Genomic DNA, 17,868 nt, shown 5'->3' on the forward strand with positions numbered 1-17,868 from the left:
CAGGGGTCGCGCGGCGCGGGCGGGCCGCGGGCCCGGCCTCTTCCGGCCCGGACCGGAAGAGGCCGCACATGTCATCATCGGATCTCCTCATGGGGACCCGGGCCGTCCGTGTCACCGGACACGGGCATGCCGCACGGACAGACCAGCCGTGCCGCCGCCCGGGGCGGGAAGGAAGGGAAGGCGTGGCAGAGGACGCGACCAGGGCCGGCGGGGAAGACCGGCCCATACGGACGCCGGGGGGCGTACAGGACACGCAGGGGGGTCCGGCGGGCCGTGACACGGCTGCCGGCACCGCGACGACCGGGGGCGCGGCGGCCGGGACCGCGGCGAGCGGGGGCGCGGCGGCCGGGACCGCGGCGAGCGGGAACGGGCCGACCGGGGACGCGGCGGGCGCGGCGGCCGGTGAGTGGGCCGGCTTCGAGCTGGATCCCGAGGCGCAGGACGTCTACCGGGCGATGCTGCTCCACCCGCACGACGGTGTGGCCGAGCTGGCGCGGCGCCTGGGCCGGGACCAGGGGCGGATACGGCGGGCTCTGGACCGGCTGAGCGCGCTGGCGCTCGTCCGCCCCGCGGCGCAGGACCCCGGCGGGATGCGCGCGGTGAACCCCGAGGTGGGGATGGACACGCTGCTCGCCCAGCAGCGTGCCGAACTCGCCGCGCAGGAGCAACGGCTGGCGGAGACCAAGGCCCTGGCCGCGCGGCTCGCGGCCGAGTACCACCGGATGCGGCCGTACGAGGAGCAGGCCGAGGCCGAGGTGCTGCTGGGGGTGGAGACCGTACGGCAGCGGCTGGCGGAGATCACGCGCGAAGTGCGCGAGGAAGTGCTGTCGTTCGCGCCCGACGGGGCGCAGACGGAGGAGAACCGGGTCGCCGCTCAGCCCCTCAACCAGCAGCTCCTCGACCGGGGGGTGCGGATGCGCACGGTGTACCTGGACAGCATCCGCAACAGTCCGGCGACCGTCGCGCACGCGTCCTGGCTCACCGAGAGGGGCGGCGAAGTGCGGACGGTGCCCTCGCTGCCCACCCGGATGATCATCGTCGACCGCCGGCTGGCCGTGGTTCCCGTCGACCCGGACAACTCCGCCAAGGGCGCCGCCGTCCTGACCGGCACGGGCGTCCTCGCGGCGTTGTGCGCACTGTTCGAGCAGGTGTGGCAAGGCGCCGTCCCGCTGGGCGAGGCGCCCGAGCGGCGGGAGGACGCGCAGGGGCTGACGGGCCAGGAGCGGATGGCGCTCTGGCTGCTCGCGGAGGGGTACACCGACGAGGCCATCGCCAAGCGGCTCGGTGTCTCGCCGCGCACCGCCCGCCGGCTCGCCAGCGCGCTGATGGAGCGTCTGGGCGCGCGCAGCCGCTTCCAGGCGGGCGCACTCGCCGCACGCCGCGGCTGGCTGCACGGGCAGCCCGGCGGCCGGGCGGACGTCGCGTAGCACCGCGCGGGCAAGGGCCGCCAGGGGGGCGGGGGCGAAGGCGGGGGGTCAGGTGCCGGAGGCCGGGGCGTGCCGCCGCCGCGGCCTGCAGGGGGCCGTGCCGGAGAACCCGGCGGCTACCGGGGCCGCGCCGGTGAACCGGGCGCGTGCCGGGGCGGTGCCGGAGAACCGGGCGCGTGCCGGGGCGGTGCCGGAGAACCGGGCGGCTTCGGGAGGCCCACCCGCCTCCGGCCGGAGGCGACCGGCCCCGGGTGCGGAGTGCACGGTTCCGGAGGCGGGACGGTTCGGGTCATGGCCGGATAGGGCCGCGCGAAGGGCCTGGTTGCGGGGGCACGGCACAGGCACAGTGAACTGCGTCGGCCGGGAACGGAAGTTCTCTTCCGCTGAACGGCCGTCGATCAGTGATCCCTTGTGTCCGGAAGGAGATGAACCATGTCGCAGCAGATCGCCGAGACCGTCGAGGCGCAGGCCGCGCAGACCGCCGAGGTCACCGAGGAGGTGCTCGCGGAGGAGCTGGAGTTCGACCGCGAGACCCTGAACGACCTGCTCGCCGTCAAGCACCGCTCGTAAGCGGGACTCGACAGAGACGGTTTCCGTCCGCCGTTTCCGCCGCCCCTCGCAGGGGGCGGCGGAAACGGCGGCGGGCACTGCCGGAGGACGGACCCATGCCCACCGATGCCCTCGCCCTCGCCCTGGACGCCGTGCCGCTGGGCGACGACCTCCGACGGCCGGTCGACTACAACGCGCGCCTGGTCGCCGAGGCCGTGCTGGCCACCCCGTACCGCGAGGCCCCCGGCACGGCCACCCCGCTGCCGCACACCGCGTACGGCCTCGAACCGGTGGACGACGGACTGCGCTGGCGGATGTGCCCGGCGGAGGGGCCGCGCTGGTCGGACGGCACCCCGCTGCGTGCCGAGGACCTGGTGGCGGGCGTCCGGGACGCCGCCGTACGGGACCGGCAGACGGGCCGCTTCTTCGCCGACGGCGACGCCGCGGCGGCCGAGCTCCCCGACGGCCGGGTGGAGATACGCCTGCGCGAACCCGCCGGCTTCCTCCCGCCGCTGCTGACGCTGCCCCAGTTCTCGCCGCTGCGCCCGGACTCCGATGCCGTCCTCGGCCCGTACGCACCTGCCGCGACCGGTCCGGACGGCGGGCCCCGGCTCAGGCTGCACCGGTACGCCGAGGCCGACGGGCTCCCCGAGGAGCTGGCGTTCCCGGTGGTGGCCGACCTCGACGCGGCCGTCGGCGCCTTCCGCTCCGGTCGCGTCCACGCCACGCCCACCACCAGCTTCGACGTGCCCGACACCGGGCGGTACGCGGACGACCCGGACCTGGTCACCGCGCCCATGGCGCTCTTCGCCAGCCTGGAGTTCGGCCGGCGGGTGCCCGCGCTGCGCCGGGCGCCCGGACTGCGCGCCGCGGTCGCCGCCGCGCTCGACCCCGAGGCGCTGGCGGCCGGTACCGGGGGCCTGCTGGAGGCCGCCCCGGCGCCCGTCGCCGCGCTGCTCGGACGGGACGCCCCGGCCCGGCCGGCCCCACCCGGCGCCCGGGAGGTGCGGGCCGTCCGCGCCGCCTGCGCGGGCGCGGGCCCACTGGAGGTGGCGTACGCGGACTTCGTGCCCAACGGGACCGTCGTGGCGGCGGTCTGCGCGCGCCTGCGGCAGGTCTTCGGGCTCGACCTCCGGCCACGGGCCCTGCCCTACCCCGCCTATGTGCGCGCCGCCCTGACCGGTGACCACACCTTCCTCTACACGCTGACCACGGCCGACTTCCCGCATCCGGCCGCGCTGCTGGGCCCGTGGTCGACGGGCGGTACGTACAGCCGGACCACCGGCTTCACGGACGCCCCCTTCGACCGACTGTTCGACGCGGCGCGGACCGCGACCGGCTCGGCGGAGGCCGCCGCCTGGCTGGCGGCCGAGGAGCGCTGGCTGTACGTGATGCCGCGCGTGCCGCTGCTGCGGGTCCGCGCCCACTACCTCGCGAGCCCCCGGGTGCGCGCCGCCGGGCTGACGCCGAGCGGGGTCGTACCGCCACTCGGTCTGGGGGCGCCGGCCGCCGCCCACCCCTGACCCCTCCCGTACGCGTCTGCCGGCCCCGTACCGCCCGGCTCTCCCCTGCCCGGCCCCGTACCGCCCGGGCACCACCGCCGTCCGGCGCACCCGACGCACCGACCCGATTGTGAAGGCGACATGACTGTTTCCGCTGCCCCCGCCATGCCCGAGTCCTCGCTCGCCCGCGCCCGCCGGTTCATCGACGAGCGCCACCTCACTCCGGCGGTCCGGCAGGAGATGCGCGAGTGGTACACCGCCGAACCGGGCCGTCCGTTCATCCTGCGCGACTTCCTGCGGCCCGAGTGGGCCGGAGCCATGGACGCCGCGATGCGTGCGCTGCCGGTGTGGTCGCGCTGCGCCACCGTCTACACCGACTCCCGGGACAGCGCCGAGATCCCCGAGGCCGAGTGGGCGGACCACCCGCACCGTGCCGCCCGCCACTTCGTGGCCCGCCCGCTGGGCGAGGCGCTGCAGGACGGCAGCATCACCGACGAGCACCGCCGCACCATCGAGCAGTTCCTCGCCTTCAGCGTCCTCACCGACACCCTGCGGGACTTCATCACCGCGGGCGTCGGGTTCCCGCTGGAGCCGCGCACCTCCGTGGAGCTGGCCGCCTACCGCGACGGCGACCGCATCCGGCGCCACCAGGACCTGTTCCCGGGTCGCGTGATGGCCGTCAACTTCTACCTCGACGCCGCCTACCGCCCGGGCACCGGCGGCCGGCTCGGCTTCCGCAACGAGGCCGGCACCGACGAACTGGTCGAGCCGCTGTTCAACACCTTCTCCATGATCCCGGTCAGGGAGGAGTGCTGGCACTGGGTCGAGCCGTTCTCCGGTGAGGGCACCGGCCGCTACACCGTCAGCATCGGGCAGCACCTCCTGGGCCAGGCGCACGAAGCCCGGTGGGAGGGAGGCCAGTGATCGGTCTGGTCTTCCCACCGCTCGTCGAGTCGAACTTCGGCAGCTTCTACCCCTCCACGGCCGTCCTCGCGGGTTTCCTCCAGGACCGCGGCCTGGACGTGTGGCAGCACGACCTCAACGAGGACTTCGCCGAGTTCCTGCTGGCCCCGGCGGAGCTGGCTCCGCTCGCGGAGGGACGGGTGCCCGGGGTGGCCCGCGACTCCTACACCGCTTCGGCGGCGCGCTGGGCGCTGCGCGAACCGGACCTGCTGGTCGGCCCCGACGGCCGGCACCTGTTCGGGGCGGGACGGCACACGGGCCGGATCGTGGAGGCCCTGGCGGTGCCGTTCCGTATCGATCCGGACGAGGTGACGCTGCGGCGCCGGGCCGTGGAAGCCGCCGGCGACGGCGTCTTCGGCCGGTTCTACGGGCGGTGGGCGGCCGGGGACGACGGCCCGCCCGTGCCCGCGGGCACCACCCTGGTCGGCATCTCGGTGCCGATGGGTCCCCAGCTCGTACCGGCGCTCCTGCTGGCCCTGCGCCTCAAGGCGGTCCGGCCGGCGGTACGGGTGGTGCTCGGCGGCCCCGCACTCAGCCTGATGCTCGTGCCCGAGCTGGAGCGGCTGCTCGCCGACTTCCCCGAGGTGGACGCCGTCGTCCGGTTCGACGGGGAGTTCCCGCTGCTGTCGCTCGCCCGCCAGGCGGAGGCCGGCACGTGGGAGCCTGAACGGGTCCCCGGCGTGTCCTGCCTGCTGGCGGACGGCACCCCGCACACCAAGGACCCGGCGCCGGGTCCGAACCTCAACACCCTGCCCCGGCCGGTGTTCCCCGCCGAGGCGATGGCCCGCCTGTCGGACCCGGTCCTCGGCGTCACCCAGGCCCGCGGCTGCTACTGGGGCAAGTGCGACTACTGCGACTTCGTCGAGCTGTACGACGGATCGCCGCCCTTCCGGGGCCGCCATCCCGATGCGTTCGTGGACGAGCTGGAGCACCTGGTGAAGGAGCACGGCACCCGCCGCTTCAGTTTCGTCACCGAGTCGATCCCTCCGGCCTTCGCCCGCCGGATGAGCAAGCTGCTGATCGAGCGGGAGCTGGACATCACCTGGTCGTCGTTCGTGATGGTCGACCGCCGCTTCGACCGGGAGCTGCTGGGTCTGATGGCCGCCTCCGGCTGCGAGTTCCTGGTCGTCGGGATGGAGACCACCATCACGCGCGTGCTGAAGCTGGTGCACAAGTCCGCCGACCGGGAGGAGAACCTGCGCTTCCTGCGCGAGGCCCACGCGGCGGGGGTGAAGCTCGTCGTCAACCTCATCCCGGACCTGCCCTCCACCACCTACGAGGAAGCGCTGCAGGCGCTCGCCGACGTCGAAGGGCTCGCGCACTGCATGCAGTCCGTGTCCGTCTTCCCCTTCGAGGCGACCCGGTCCTCGCGCGTGGGCCGCGACCCCGAGGCGTTCGGCCTGGTCGTGACGGCGCCGCAGGAGGGCACCTGGCAGTCCCAGTACGCCCTGAACCACCTGCCCAACACCGACCCCGCGATGACGCCGGAGCAGCGCGCCGACATCCACCGCCGCTACGCCGCCTTCGCCGACCGGGTCAACGGCACGGCGGACGCGGCACCCCGCGAGGTACGGGTCGCGCCGGACACCGCCCTGCGCATCCCCGTCGAGGACTTCGACCTCTACGTGCCCGACGAGGAGGGCGCGGCCGACGGGGGCGGCGCGGCGGCGGGCGGGACCGGACCGGGTCCGGCAGCCGGCCCGGGCAGCGGCTCCACCGGCCGGCTGCGCGCCGTGAACCTGCGCACCAAGGAGTGCATCACCCTGCCACCGGCCGCCCGCGCGCGGCTCACGCACCTGCTCGACGGACGCCCCTTCACCCCGCGCGAGCTGGCCGCCGCCCACGGGGAGCGGGTCGCGGACGTCCTGGTGGCCAACCTCCGGCGTTCCGGTCTGCTCGCGGAGGCCGGCCGTGGCTGACACCCGCCGTACCGGCCCGGCCGGGGTGGCGCCGGACGACCGCGTACCGCCGCAGGCCCCGGCGCGTCCGCGGACACCGGCGCTCCGGCGTCCACCGGCGCCTCAGCAGGTCCCGGCGCGTCAGCAGGCACCGGCGCCTCAGCAGGCCACGGTGCGGCTGGCGGCGACGGTCGACGCGGTGCCCGTTCCCGGCGGGGTGCTGCTCAGCCGGGGCGGACAGGCGCTGCGGGTGCGCGGCCCCCAGGAGTGGCTGACCGGGGCGGTGGACCGGCTGCGCGGGGGCACGGCACGGCCGGCGGCCGGGAGCGCGCTCGGACGGCTCGTCGGTGAGCTCGGCCGGCAGGGCTGGATCACCGGCGAACCGGCCCCCGACCCCGGCGCGTACGAGGGGCTCCCGCACCAGCGGCAGCTCGGCTACCTGGAGCTCTTCGGCCCCGAGCCCGTGCGGATGCAGCGCCGCCTCGACGGCGCGCGCGTGGCCGTCGTGGGCGTCGGGGGCATCGGGGCGCTGGCCGCCCGGGAGTTCGTCGCCGCCGGGGTGCGCGAGCTCTGGCTGATCGACCCCGACCGGGTGGAGACCCACAACCTCAACCGGCAGCACCTGTACGCCCTCGAGGACGTGGGCACGCCCAAGGTGACGGCCGCCGCCGCCCGGTTGAGGGCGCTCGCTCCCGACGCGCGGATCACCGGGCTGCCCCTGCGCGTCCTCGCCCCGGAGGACCTCGATGCCCTGCCGGGCGGCATCGACCTGCTGGTCGTGGGCGCGGACACGCCTGCCGGCATCGCCGGGATCTGCTGGACCTGGGCCGCCGCACGCGGCACGGCGATGACCTCCGCCGCCGTCGGACTGGACAGCGGGTACTGGGGACCGCTCCTCGATCCGGCGCTGGGTCACTGCCTGCCGTGCTTCGAGGAGGACCGGCGCGCCCGGTGCGGGGCCGACGAACTGCGGCTGGAGGACGCCGGCACGGCACCCACCCCGTACTCCTTCGGGCCGGCGAACTCCGCCGTGGCCGCCCTCCTCGCCCATGACGCCCTGCGCTGGCTGGCCTCCGGGCACGCGCCGACCCTGGGCGCCCGCGGCATGCTGGCCTTCGACACCGGGCGTACGGCACGCCATGCCGGTCCCGGCCGGTGCGGGTGCCGGGCCGCACCCGGCGCGACGGACCGCGCGAACGGCCGCCCGCCCGACCGCGCGACCGCCGACCCCACCGACAGCGCGACCGCCGACCCCACCGGCCGCGCGACCGCCGGCCTCACCGACCGCCCGCTCGACCGCGCGACCGCCGGCCCCACCGACCGCTCCACCGACCGTTCCACCGATTGCTGAGGACACCCATGCCCATCTCCTCCGAGCTGCGGAAGACCGGCTTCTTCCGGCTCTGGACCGGAGAGACCCTCTCCCTCGCGGGCTCCCAGATCACCTACTTCGCGACACCCCTCATCGCCGTCCTCGTCCTCGACGCGGGCAGCTGGGAGATGGGCCTGCTGGGAGCCGCCGGCTCGGCCGCGACCCTGTTCTTCGGCCTGTCCGCCGGAGTGTGGGCGGACTCCTTCGAACGCCGCCGCCTCCTCCAGTTCGCCAACCTGGCGCGCGCCCTGGTCCTCGCGGTGATCCCCGTGCTGTGGCTGCTGGACGCGCTGACCATCTGGGCGCTGCTCGCCGTCACCTTCGCCGTCGGTGCGCTCAGCCTCCTGTTCGACAGCGCCATGTCGGCGTACCTGCCGCGGCTCGTCGGCAAGAAGCAGCTCGGCCCCGCCAACTCCTGGATGGAGGGCAGCTCCGCGGTCGGCGACGTCGCCGGGCCCGGCCTCGCCGGTGTCCTGGTGCAGTTCCTCGGCGCCCCGCTGGCCGTCATGGTCGACGCCGTGAGCTACGCCGCCAGCGCGCTCGCGCTGCGCGGTCTGCCGCGTGCCGAGCCCGCCGCCCCCGAGGGCCCCCGCGAGAAGCACCTGCAGGCCGCCCTGTCGGGTCTCCGGCTGCTGATGCGCGATCCCGTCCAGCGCTCCCTCGCCCTGGCCGCGGCGCACTTCAACTTCTTCACCGCGATGTTCTACGCGCTCTACACGCTGTACGTGGTCAAGACCCTGGGGCTGAGCCCCGCCCTGCTCGGCGTCCTCAGCGCGGCGGGCGGCGTCGGCGCGCTCCTCGGCTCGGCCACCGCCGCGTGGATCAGCCGGCGCTTCGGCTACGGCGTCCCCCTCGCCCTCGCCTACGCCGCCCCCGGCGCCGCCGGACTGCTGGTCCCGCTCGCCGAGGGGCGGGGTCAGGTCTGGGCCCTCGTCCTCGTCGGACTCTCGCAGTTCGGCTGGGTGCTCGCCGTGGTCGTGAACCTGATCCTCAGCGAGACCATCAAGCAGGCCCTGGTGCCGGACCACATGCTCGGCAGGATCACCGGCTCCGTCCGCTTCATCAGCTGGGGCGTCGAGCCCTTCGGCGCCCTCCTGGCGGGTGCGCTCGGCGCCGGGCTCCTCGGGTTGCGCAACACCCTCGTCCTGTCGGCGCTCGGGCTGCTCACCTCGGCCGTGTGGCCGCTCGCCGGACCGGCGCGGACGCTGCGCTCGCTGCCCGAAACCCACGAGGACGGCGCCGCGGCCGACCCGGAGACCGAGAGCACGGCACGGCCCTAGCGCCCGCCCTCCCCGACCCCGCGCACCACCCGCCCCAGGACACACGGACAACCCCACCGAGGAAAGGAAACGGCGTGAACAGCCAGGAAGCCAGCAGCGGCCCGGCGGCCCCCACCCCCGCATGGGCGGAGCTGACCGAAGCGGTGGCCCGCTTCTACCGGGGGCGCAAGGTGGTGCTGCTGGGACGGGACGTCCCCCAGTACCGGCTGCGCGTGCAGGCGTTGGCGGCGATGGGCTCCCAGGCGCCGTTCATCGTGGGCAACGGCATCGGGCACGGTGACATCCCCGCCGGTGTCGCCGGCTGGGCCACCGCCGAGCTGGGCACCGTCAGCTTCACCGACACCGCCCGGGCCACCGACCGGCTGCTCGCCGACCCGCCCGCGCACGTGCGCCAGGCCCTCGACGCGTACGACCCCGAACGCACCGCGATCGTGCTCGCCGAGTCCAACGTGACCCACGACGCGATGGACGGCCGGCAGGTCGCCGACGGCCGCCCGCCCGCCTGGGCCGCGCTGGAGGACAAGATCACGCTGGAGCGGATCTGGGACGAACTGGGCGTCGACCGGCTGCCCTCCGAGGTCGTCCCGGCCACCCCCGGGGCGCTGCGCGCGGCGCACGAGCGTCTCGACCTCGGGCAGGGCACCGTCTGGTACCGCGACATGAACGGCGGTGTGCAGGTCACCTTCGAGCAGGCCTGCTGGGTGCGGAACGAGGAGGAGTTCGCGGCGGCCACGGCCGCGGTCGCGCAGGAATGCCGCCAGGTGAAGGTGACGCCGTTCCTGGCGGGGACGCCGTGCGGCATCAACGGCTTCGTCCTGGCCGACGGCGTGGTCGTGCTGCGGCCGTTCGAGGAGCTGGTGCTCCAGGGGCCCGAGCCGTCCCGGCTGGTGTACGCCGGCTGCTCCACGTACTTCGACCCGGCGCCGGTCGTCCGCGACCGGATGCGGGACCTGGCGCGACGGGTGGGCGCGCTGATGCACCGCGAGACCGGCTTCCGGGGAGCGTTCAGCATCGGCGGCGTGCAGACGGCGAACGGCTTCGTCCCGCTCGACCTGCTGCCGCGCGGCAACACCGCCCACCGCGTCATGTCCACCGCCACCCCGGGACTGCCGTGGGGCCTGCTCCAGGGCGCCGTCGCGGGCGGCCACGACCTCGGCATCCCCGCCCATGAGGTGGAGCGCGTCCTGCTCACCGCCGTCGAAGGGCAACGCGGCGCGGCCGTCGCCCTGCACTCGGCCACCCCCTGCACCTCGCCGGGGCGCGCCCGCTGGCTCACCGCGGACGGTGACCGGCTGCGCCTGAGCCGCAAGGACGAGCACAGCGACGCCTGCCTGGTGCAGGACCCGCTCGACACCGGCAGCATCGTCATCATGATCGCCGGGCCGGGGCTGCTCGACGACGACCGCCGCCTCGCCGGGCGCGCGGCCAACGGCTTCGCCCTGTCCGAGCAGCTCTGGGGCACCCGCCTGGGATCGCTGAGGGAGATGCCCGGCACCCGTGCCTGAACCGGCCGGCCCCGCCAGGCCGCCGCCCCGCCGGCGCCCGGTGGATCGCCGCCCTGCCGGCGCCCGGTGGCGCCTTGACCCCACCCGTTACACGAGGCCCTCCCCCGTCACGTTTGTCTCCACTCCGCGCTTCTTCCGTCACAGCAGTTCAACAGGCGCCCACCAGCGATCACTCTGTGTCGTTGTCCGGGCACAGGCTCAGTGATCGCCAGCGTCCCGCCGCGGCTCCCCCGACGGCCCTCCCGGGCTGCCGCCGCGGCGCCCGCAGGGAGGTGCCACAGATGACGGACAGAAGGCTCTGGTCCTACAAGGAGATTGCCGCGCACATCCGGGTCCAGCCGGACACGGTCCGGTCGTACCGCAAGCACGGCCTTCTCCCCGAGCCCGACCATGTGGAAGGCGGCAAGCCCTACTGGTACGCGGACACCATCCGCGTCTGGGTCGCCAATCGCCCCGGCAACCGCGGGCGCAAGACCTGACCTCCGCCGTTCCGGCCCCGTACCGCCCCCGGTGCGGGGCCGGTCCGCGCGGCACCTTATTCCGTTGCACGCCGACGCGCCGACCGCCCAGGATCGCCGTATGCGCGCGTACGACCCGACGGTCCCCGACTCCCCTGCCGGCCACCCGGCCGACTTCGCCACCAAGCCCACGCTCACCGGCGAGAGGGTCGTGCTGCGGCCCTTCACCGCCGACGACGCCCCGGTGATGGCGGAGATCCTCGCCGACCCGGAGGTGCTGAAGTACACCGGCACAGGGGCCGACCCGGAGATGTCGGAGGACTTCCTGCGCTCCTGGTACGGCTCCCGCGGCGACCGGGCCGACCGGCTGGATCTGGCGCTGGTCGACCGGGCCTCCGGCGGGGTGGTGGGCGAGCTGGTGTTCAACGAGTGGGACGAGACGCACCGCAGCTGCAACTTCCGCACCCTCGTCGGCCCCGCGGGCCGGGGCCGCGGCCTCGGCACCGAGGCGATCCGGATGTTCCTCGCCCACGGCTTCGAACGGCTCGGCCTGCACCGGGTCTCCCTCGGCGTCTACGCGTTCAACCCGCGCGCCCTGCGCGTCTACGAGAAGGTGGGCTTCGTCCACGAGGGGGTCGAGCGTGAGGTCCTGCTGCACGAGGGCCAGTGGATCGACTCTCTCACCATGTCGGTCCTGGACCGGGAGTGGGCCGCCCACCGCGGCCACCCCGGCCCGGACACCCCCTAGCGCCCCACCGGTTCGCGCTCCACCGGTTCGCGCTCCGTCTCCCGCGCGGGGGCCGGCGGTGCGTCGCCGGCGGGCTGCCGCGCGGGGGCGGGTATCCCGCTCTCGCTGATCCCGAAGCGGGCGTGGAAGGCCCGCAGCGGCGCCGGCGCCCACCAGGTGGCGCGTCCGGTCAGCTTCATCACGGCGGGGACCAGCAGGCTGCGCACCACCATCGCGTCCATCAGGACCGCCAGGGCCACTCCCAGACCGAGCATCTTGGTGTTGGTGACGCGGGAGGTGCCGATGGCGACCATCACCACCGCCAGGATCACCGCGGCCGCGGTGATCAGCCCGCCCGTGCGCCGGAGCCCGAACCGCACGGCGTGGTCGTGGTCGCCGCTGTGGTCGTACTCCTCCTTGATCCTGGAGAGCAGGAAGACGCCGTAGTCCATGGAGAGTCCGAAGGCGACGCAGAACATCAGCACAGGGAGGGTCGTTTCGATGCTCCCGGTCGCGGTGAAGCCCAGGAACCCGGACAGGTGGCCGTCCTGGAAGACCCACACCACCGCGCCGAACATCGCCGTCAGGCTGAGGGCGTTGAGCACCACGGCCTGGAGCGGTATCAGCACGCTGCCGGTGAGCAGGAAGACCAGCAGCAGCGTGGCCACGACGATGATGCCCACCGCCCAGGGCAGCCGGTCCGCTATGGCGTCCTTGGAGTCGACCAGCACGGCGGCCGCCCCGGTCACCTCGGTGGCGAACGGTGCCTTCTGCGCGCGCAGCTCCCCCACGAGCCGCTGGGTGTCCTCGTCGACCGCCTCCCCCTCCGGCAGTACCGCGAAGTAGGCGTACGTCCCCGAGACCACCGGTCCGTCCACCCGCGCCACACCCGGCAGGCCGGCGATCCGGTCGCGGTAGGCGGCGTACTGGGCCGGGGTGGCCCGGCCCTGCGCGAGGACGTCGAGTCCGCCGCTCGGGTTGCCGGGGAAGCCGTCCCGTATGTGCTGCTGGACGACGTGGGATTCGGCGCCGGCCGGGAGCTGCCGGTCGTCGGCCGTACCGAACTTCACCCCCAGGAACGGCAGTCCGAGCAGGACCAGTCCGGCGGTGGTGGCGACCGCGAAGACGGGGGCCCGGCGCATCACCAGCGCCGCCGCCCTCCCCCACCCGGTGCCCTCCGCGGAGCCCGGCCCGGCCGGCGCGCGGGTGCCCTCCACCGCTGCGCCGCGCCGCCCGGGGACACGGACCCGGGCGAGGGCCCGCCGCAGGTCCAGCGCGTTGACCCGGTGCCCGAGGAGCAGCAGCGCGGCCGGCAGCAGGATCAGCGCGGCGGCCGCCGCCAGCAGCACGACCGCGATGCCGGCGTACGCGAACGAGCGCAGGAAGTACTGCGGGAAGACCAGCATCGCCGCCAGCGAGACCGCAACGGTCAGCGCGGAGAAGAGCACCGTGCGCCCGGCCGTGCGCAGGGTGGTGGCGAGCGCCGCTCCGGTGCCGGCGCCGCCGGCCAGCTCCTCACGGAACCGGCGCACCACGAACAGGGCGTAGTCGATGGCGAGTCCGAGTCCCAGCGCGGTGGTGAGGTTCAGCGCGAAGACCGAGACGTCGGTGAACTCGGTCAGACCCCTCAGCACCGCGTTCGTCCCCAGGATGGCGACGATGCCGATGCCCAGCGGCAGCAGCGCGGCGACCGCGCTGCCGAACACCATCACCAGCAGCACGAGCGTCACGGGCAGGGCGATCAGCTCGGCGCGCAGCAGGTCTTCCTGGATGACGGTCTGCATCTCGTGCAGCACCGCCACCGGGCCGCCGACGGAGACCCGCACCGGGCCGTGCGCGCCGCGGTAGGCGGGCGCGATCCGCTCCAGTGTCCCCGCCGCGGTCTTCTCGTCGCCCTGGATCCGGGCGGCGATCAGGGCCTCGTGCCCGTCGTCGGCACGCAGCGCGGGGGAACGGGTCTGCCAGTACGAGCCGACGCCGACGATCCCCGGCTCCGCGGCGAGCCGCTCGGCCAGGCGCCGCGCCTCGGCGGCGACGGCCGGGTCGTCCACGCCCGCCGGGCCGGCGTCCACGAGGAGCAGCAGGTTCGGCCGGGAGGCGGGGAACTCGCGTTCCAGGGCCTCCGTGGCGTACGTCGAGCCGGCCGCCGGATCCTCGAAGCCGCCACTGCCGAGGCGGTCGCCCACCCCGCTGCCGGCGAACACGGCCAGTGCCGTGATCACCAGGGCGACCAGCAGCGACAGCCGCGGGCGCGCGGTGGCGAAACGGGTCCAGCCACCCTGCCGGGGTGGTCGGTTGACTTCGGACATGACGCGGTGTCCCCTTCACCGTGACCCGTAGCCGCGGCCGCGGCCGTAGCTGCGGCCGCGGCACGGGTCGTCCATCGCCATAGACTGGCAAACACGAGAGATCACTCGCGTTTTCCAAGAATGCGAGCGCCCGCTCGCATTTGTCAACCGCGTTCGAGGGAGCTGGGGATACACGTGCCGGACGAAGTGAAACCGCGACGCCGGCAGGCCCGGGGCGAGCGACGTATCGCACAGCTCCTGGACGCCGCCGCCACCGTCTTCCGCACGACCGGCTACACGGCGGCGAGCACCAACGCCATCGCCCGCGAGGCGCACGTCTCCCCCGGCACGCTGTACCAGTACTTCCCGAACAAGGAGGCGATCGCCGTCGAGCTGGGCGAGCGGCTGCTGCACCGGATGCGCGAGGCGCACGGCCAGGCGTTCACCCCGGCCAACTTCGACCTGCCGCTCGCCGAGATGCTCGACGCGATCCTCGACCCGATGATCGAGTTCAACTGCGCCCATCCGGTGTTCCTCGCGCTGATGCACGGCTCGGACGTACCCGGCCGCATCGCCGAGGAGCACGACGCCCTGCACGCCTCCCTGCTGACGCGGGTCGAGGAACTGCTCGGCCACTATCTGCCGGACATGCCCGCCGCCGACCGGACCCGTACGGCGAGCATGGCGTTCGCGCTCTTCAAGGCCGGCCTCGACCTCGTCATCGGCCACGAGGGCGAGGAGCGGGAGGCGTACATCAGGGAGCTGAAGCAGGTGATGTTCCGCTACCTGGAGCCGGTCATCGGTCACGTCGTACCCGCGACCCCCGCCGGGACGTGACGCCTCCGCGAGCCCTTCCTGGAATTCATACCCCCTAGGGGTATACAGTGAGGAGTGTCAGGGAGTCCCGCCCTTCCCGCGGCCCCCTGGCGCACCATGACCGACCTCCAGAGGAGTACGCCATGTCCACCGAGACGAAGACCGAGCTTCCCCAGGCCGACACGGGCTCGGGTTCCTGCTGCTCGCCCTCCGGCTCCTGCCACGACAGTGCGGCAAAGACCCCCGCCGCCGGCGCGGTCACCACCGTCTACCAGGTCACGGGCATGACGTGCGGGCACTGCGAGGGCGCCGTCTCCAGCGAGATCTCGGAGATCCCCGGCGTCACCTCCGTCACGGCGGAGGCGGCCACGGGCCGCGTTACCGTGGTGTCCGAGGCCGCGCTGGACGAGGCCGCGGTACGCGCGGCCGTCGACGAGGCGGGTTACGAGCTCGTCGGCCGGGCCTGAGCGGGAACACCCGCGAGAAACGCCTCCCCCGCCGGGCCGCCGCGACGACGGCCGGCCCGGCTCCCGTCACTGGAAGCGCACATGACCAGCACCACGAGCACCCCGGAGACCGCGACCACCGAACTCCTCGTCGGTGGCATGACCTGCGCCTCATGCGCGGCTCGCGTGGAGAAGAAGCTCAACCGCATGGACGGCGTCACCGCGACCGTCAACTACGCGACCGAGAAGGCGACCGTCAGGCACCCGCCGGAGGTGCGGGTCGCCGATCTCATCGCGACGGTCGTCAAGACGGGGTACACGGCGAAGGAGCGCCCCGCGCCGCCCCCTGCGGCCCGGCCGGACCCACCGGTCGCATCCGCCACCGCGGCCCCGCGCACCACCGATACACCTGCGGCACCGCGTACCACCGAAGACCCCGCGGCCCCGCGTACCGCCCATGCCCCCGCGGCCCCCCGCACCACTGAAGACCTCGCCGCCCCGCGTACCGCCCCCTCCTCCGGAGGCTCCGAACCCTCCCCCGGCGGCCGTGGTGTCACCGGCCCCGCCGCCCACCCCGACGCAGAAGCCCCCGACGCAGAAGCCCCCGACCCGGAGGCTCCCGGCGCAGAGGCCCCCGAAGCCGACGCCGAGGCGACCGCCGGCCCCGGGCCGGAGATCCCGCTGCGGCAGCGCCTCGTCGTCTCCGCCCTCCTCAGCCTGCCCGTCGTACTGCTCGCGATGGTGTCCCCGCTCCAGTTCGACAACTGGCAGTGGCTCTCCCTCACCCTCGCCGCCCCCGTCGTCGTCTGGGGTGGCCTGCCCTTCCACCGGGCGGCGTGGACCAACCTCCGGCACGGCGCCGCCACCATGGACACGCTGGTCTCCATGGGAACGCTCGCCGCCTTCGGCTGGTCCCTGTGGGCACTGTTCCTCGGGCACGCCGGCATGCCCGGCATGCGCCACGGCTTCGACCTCACCGCGACCCCCGCGGACGGCGCGTCGGCCATCTACCTGGAGGTCGCCGCCGGCGTCACGACCTTCATCCTCCTCGGCCGCTACCTGGAGGCCCGTGCCAAGCGCAGCGCCGGCGCGGCCCTGCGCGCGCTCCTGCACCTGGGCGCCAAGGACGTGACGGTCCTGCGCGACGGCCGCGAGGTACGCGTCCCCGTCGGCGAGCTGCGCACCGGCGACCGCTTCGTGGTCCGCCCCGGCGAGAAGATCGCCACGGACGGCGTCGTCACCGAGGGCGCCTCCGCCGTGGACGCCTCGATGCTGACCGGCGAGTCCGTACCCGTCGACGTCACCGCGGGCGACCCGGTGACCGGTGCCACGCTCAACACCTCCGGCCGGCTCGTCGTCCGGGCCACCCGCGTTGGCGCGGACACCCAGCTCGCCCGGATGGCCCGGCTGGTGGAGCAGGCGCAGAGCGGCAAGGCGCAGGTCCAGCGCCTCGCGGACCGGATCTCCGCCGTGTTCGTCCCGGTCGTGCTGGTCGTCTCGCTCGGTACGCTGCTGATCCGGCTGGCCGTGACCGGCGACGCCACCGCCTCCTTCACCGCGGCCGTCGCCGTCCTGATCATCGCCTGCCCCTGCGCGCTGGGCCTCGCCACACCGACCGCCCTGCTGGTCGGCACCGGGCGCGGCGCCCAGCTCGGGATCCTCATCAAGGGCCCGGAGGTCCTGGAGTCCACGCGCCGCGTCGACACCGTCGTCCTCGACAAGACCGGAACGGTCACCACCGGCCGCATGACCCTCCAGGACGTGCACGTCTGCGAGGGCACGGACGAGCGCGAGCTGCTGCGCGTCGCCGGCGCCCTGGAACACGCCTCGGAGCACCCGGTGGCGCGCGCCGTGGCCGCCGGCGCCGCCGAGCGGGTGGGCGACCTCCCCGCACCGGAGGGCTTCGAGAACGTGCCCGGTCTCGGCGTGCGCGGGGTCGTCGAGGGCCGAAAGGTCCTCGCCGGCCGCGCGGCGCTGCTCGAACACGCGGGCATCACCACGGGCCCCGCCGAGGAGGCGACCGTGGTCCACGTCGCCTGGGACGGGCGGCTGCGCGGCACGCTCACCGTCGCCGACGCGGTCAAGGAGACGAGCCCCGAGGCGGTCCGGCGGCTGCGCGCGCTGGGGCTGGCGCCGGTCCTGCTCACGGGCGACGGCAAGGCGGTCGCCGAGCGGGTCGCGGCCGAGGTGGGGATCGAGGAGGTGTACGCGCAGGTGCTGCCCGAGGAGAAGGTGGACGTCGTCCGGCGCCTCCAGAAGGAGGGGCGGGTCGTCGCGATGGTCGGCGACGGCGTGAACGACGCGGCCGCGCTCGCCCGGGCCGACCTGGGCCTGGCGATGGGCACCGGCACGGACGCCGCCATCGAGGCGGGCGACCTCACCCTCGTCCGCGGGGACCTGCGCGTCGCGGCGGACGCCATCCGCCTCTCTCGCCGCACCCTCGCCACGATCAAGGGCAACCTCTTCTGGGCCTTCGGCTACAACGTCGCGGCACTGCCGCTGGCGGCGGCCGGCCTGCTGAACCCCATGATCGCCGGACTCACGATGGCCTTTTCGTCCGTTTTTGTAGTAACCAACAGTCTCCGTCTGCGATCGTTCACGTGAGTTTGCCTTCACGTGACACACAAGACCTTCACA

General features: G+C 74.6%; 14 protein-coding genes. 13 read left to right on the plus strand and 1 reads right to left on the minus strand.

Going from position 1 to position 17,868, the window contains the following annotated elements; translation table 11 throughout:
- The first annotated feature begins 182 nt into the window (after positions 1 to 182).
- The 10 genes from ACIA79_RS26850 (at position 183) to ACIA79_RS26895 (ending at position 11,702) form a co-directional block, all read left to right on the plus strand.
- Positions 183 to 1,427 (plus strand): helix-turn-helix domain-containing protein, encoded by a 1,245-nt coding sequence (locus tag ACIA79_RS26850; RefSeq protein WP_399430909.1) that lies wholly within the window; start codon positions 183 to 185, stop codon positions 1,425 to 1,427.
- Positions 1,428 to 1,859: 432 nt separating this feature from the next.
- Positions 1,860 to 1,997 (plus strand): hypothetical protein, encoded by a 138-nt coding sequence (locus ACIA79_RS26855; RefSeq protein WP_399430910.1) that lies wholly within the window; start codon positions 1,860 to 1,862, stop codon positions 1,995 to 1,997.
- Positions 1,998 to 2,092: 95 nt separating this feature from the next.
- Positions 2,093 to 3,499 (plus strand): ABC transporter substrate-binding protein, encoded by a 1,407-nt coding sequence (locus tag ACIA79_RS26860; protein ID WP_399430911.1) that lies wholly within the window; start codon positions 2,093 to 2,095, stop codon positions 3,497 to 3,499.
- A 120-nt stretch (positions 3,500 to 3,619) separates the two neighbouring features.
- Entirely contained in the window at positions 3,620 to 4,402 is a 783-nt protein-coding gene (locus ACIA79_RS26865; RefSeq protein WP_399430912.1) for a 2OG-Fe(II) oxygenase, read from the plus strand.
- Entirely contained in the window at positions 4,399 to 6,360 is a 1,962-nt protein-coding gene (locus ACIA79_RS26870) for a B12-binding domain-containing radical SAM protein (protein WP_399430913.1), read from the plus strand. The genes ACIA79_RS26865 and ACIA79_RS26870 overlap by 4 nt, the downstream gene beginning before the upstream one ends.
- The gene (locus ACIA79_RS26875; protein ID WP_399430914.1) at positions 6,353 to 7,690 is read left to right on the plus strand and encodes a ThiF family adenylyltransferase; all 1,338 of its coding nucleotides are present in this window, start codon (positions 6,353 to 6,355) and stop codon (positions 7,688 to 7,690) included. Before ACIA79_RS26870 ends, ACIA79_RS26875 begins: the two co-directional genes overlap by 8 nt.
- 8 nt (positions 7,691 to 7,698) lie before the next feature.
- Positions 7,699 to 8,991 carry an MFS transporter gene (locus ACIA79_RS26880; protein ID WP_399430915.1) on the plus strand — a complete coding sequence of 431 codons (1,293 nt, stop codon included), beginning with the start codon at positions 7,699 to 7,701 and terminating at the stop codon, positions 8,989 to 8,991.
- Between the two features lie 74 nt (positions 8,992 to 9,065).
- Complete coding sequence (locus tag ACIA79_RS26885) at positions 9,066 to 10,496, plus strand: hypothetical protein (protein ID WP_399430916.1); 1,431 nt, start codon at positions 9,066 to 9,068, stop codon at positions 10,494 to 10,496.
- 281 nt (positions 10,497 to 10,777) lie between these two features.
- The gene (locus ACIA79_RS26890) at positions 10,778 to 10,975 is read left to right on the plus strand and encodes a helix-turn-helix transcriptional regulator (protein ID WP_399430917.1); all 198 of its coding nucleotides are present in this window, start codon (positions 10,778 to 10,780) and stop codon (positions 10,973 to 10,975) included.
- Positions 10,976 to 11,075: 100 nt separating this feature from the next.
- On the plus strand, positions 11,076 to 11,702 hold the full coding sequence (locus ACIA79_RS26895; protein WP_399430918.1) for a GNAT family N-acetyltransferase: 627 nt from the start codon (positions 11,076 to 11,078) through the stop codon (positions 11,700 to 11,702).
- On the opposite strand, the gene ACIA79_RS26900 is transcribed toward ACIA79_RS26895, so the two are convergent.
- Positions 11,699 to 13,990, minus strand: a complete 2,292-nt coding sequence (locus ACIA79_RS26900; RefSeq protein WP_399430919.1) for an MMPL family transporter — start codon at positions 13,988 to 13,990, stop codon at positions 11,699 to 11,701. The two genes, ACIA79_RS26895 and ACIA79_RS26900, sit on opposite strands and share 4 nt — an antisense overlap.
- Before the next feature lie 120 nt (positions 13,991 to 14,110).
- On the opposite strand from ACIA79_RS26900, the gene ACIA79_RS26905 reads away from it, so the two are divergent.
- From ACIA79_RS26905 to ACIA79_RS26915, 3 genes are all read left to right on the plus strand, one after another.
- Positions 14,111 to 14,806, plus strand: a complete 696-nt coding sequence (locus ACIA79_RS26905) for a TetR/AcrR family transcriptional regulator (protein WP_399430920.1) — start codon at positions 14,111 to 14,113, stop codon at positions 14,804 to 14,806.
- A gap of 122 nt (positions 14,807 to 14,928) precedes the next feature.
- The gene (locus ACIA79_RS26910) at positions 14,929 to 15,252 is read left to right on the plus strand and encodes a heavy-metal-associated domain-containing protein (protein ID WP_399430921.1); all 324 of its coding nucleotides are present in this window, start codon (positions 14,929 to 14,931) and stop codon (positions 15,250 to 15,252) included.
- A gap of 81 nt (positions 15,253 to 15,333) precedes the next feature.
- Positions 15,334 to 17,835: a heavy metal translocating P-type ATPase gene (locus ACIA79_RS26915; protein WP_399430922.1), complete on the plus strand. Its 2,502-nt coding sequence runs from the start codon at positions 15,334 to 15,336 to the stop codon at positions 17,833 to 17,835.
- Positions 17,836 to 17,868: the final 33 nt, after the last annotated feature.

Origin of the sequence: Streptomyces sp. NPDC051310, assembly GCF_044455245.1 — a bacterium.
Classification (GTDB): domain Bacteria; phylum Actinomycetota; class Actinomycetes; order Streptomycetales; family Streptomycetaceae; genus Streptomyces.

Coding starts and splice junctions, on each gene's coding strand:
- ACIA79_RS26905 (WP_399430920.1), top strand. CDS start 14,111: ATGCGAGCGCCCGCTCGCATTTGTCAACCGCGTTCGAGGGAGCTGGGG.
- ACIA79_RS26900 (WP_399430919.1), bottom strand. CDS start 13,990: ATGTCCGAAGTCAACCGACCACCCCGGCAGGGTGGCTGGACCCGTTTC.
- ACIA79_RS26915 (WP_399430922.1), top strand. CDS start 15,334: ATGACCAGCACCACGAGCACCCCGGAGACCGCGACCACCGAACTCCTC.
- ACIA79_RS26880 (WP_399430915.1), top strand. CDS start 7,699: ATGCCCATCTCCTCCGAGCTGCGGAAGACCGGCTTCTTCCGGCTCTGG.
- ACIA79_RS26895 (WP_399430918.1), top strand. CDS start 11,076: ATGCGCGCGTACGACCCGACGGTCCCCGACTCCCCTGCCGGCCACCCG.
- ACIA79_RS26890 (WP_399430917.1), top strand. CDS start 10,778: ATGACGGACAGAAGGCTCTGGTCCTACAAGGAGATTGCCGCGCACATC.
- ACIA79_RS26910 (WP_399430921.1), top strand. CDS start 14,929: ATGTCCACCGAGACGAAGACCGAGCTTCCCCAGGCCGACACGGGCTCG.
- ACIA79_RS26855 (WP_399430910.1), top strand. CDS start 1,860: ATGTCGCAGCAGATCGCCGAGACCGTCGAGGCGCAGGCCGCGCAGACC.
- ACIA79_RS26865 (WP_399430912.1), top strand. CDS start 3,620: ATGACTGTTTCCGCTGCCCCCGCCATGCCCGAGTCCTCGCTCGCCCGC.
- ACIA79_RS26860 (WP_399430911.1), top strand. CDS start 2,093: ATGCCCACCGATGCCCTCGCCCTCGCCCTGGACGCCGTGCCGCTGGGC.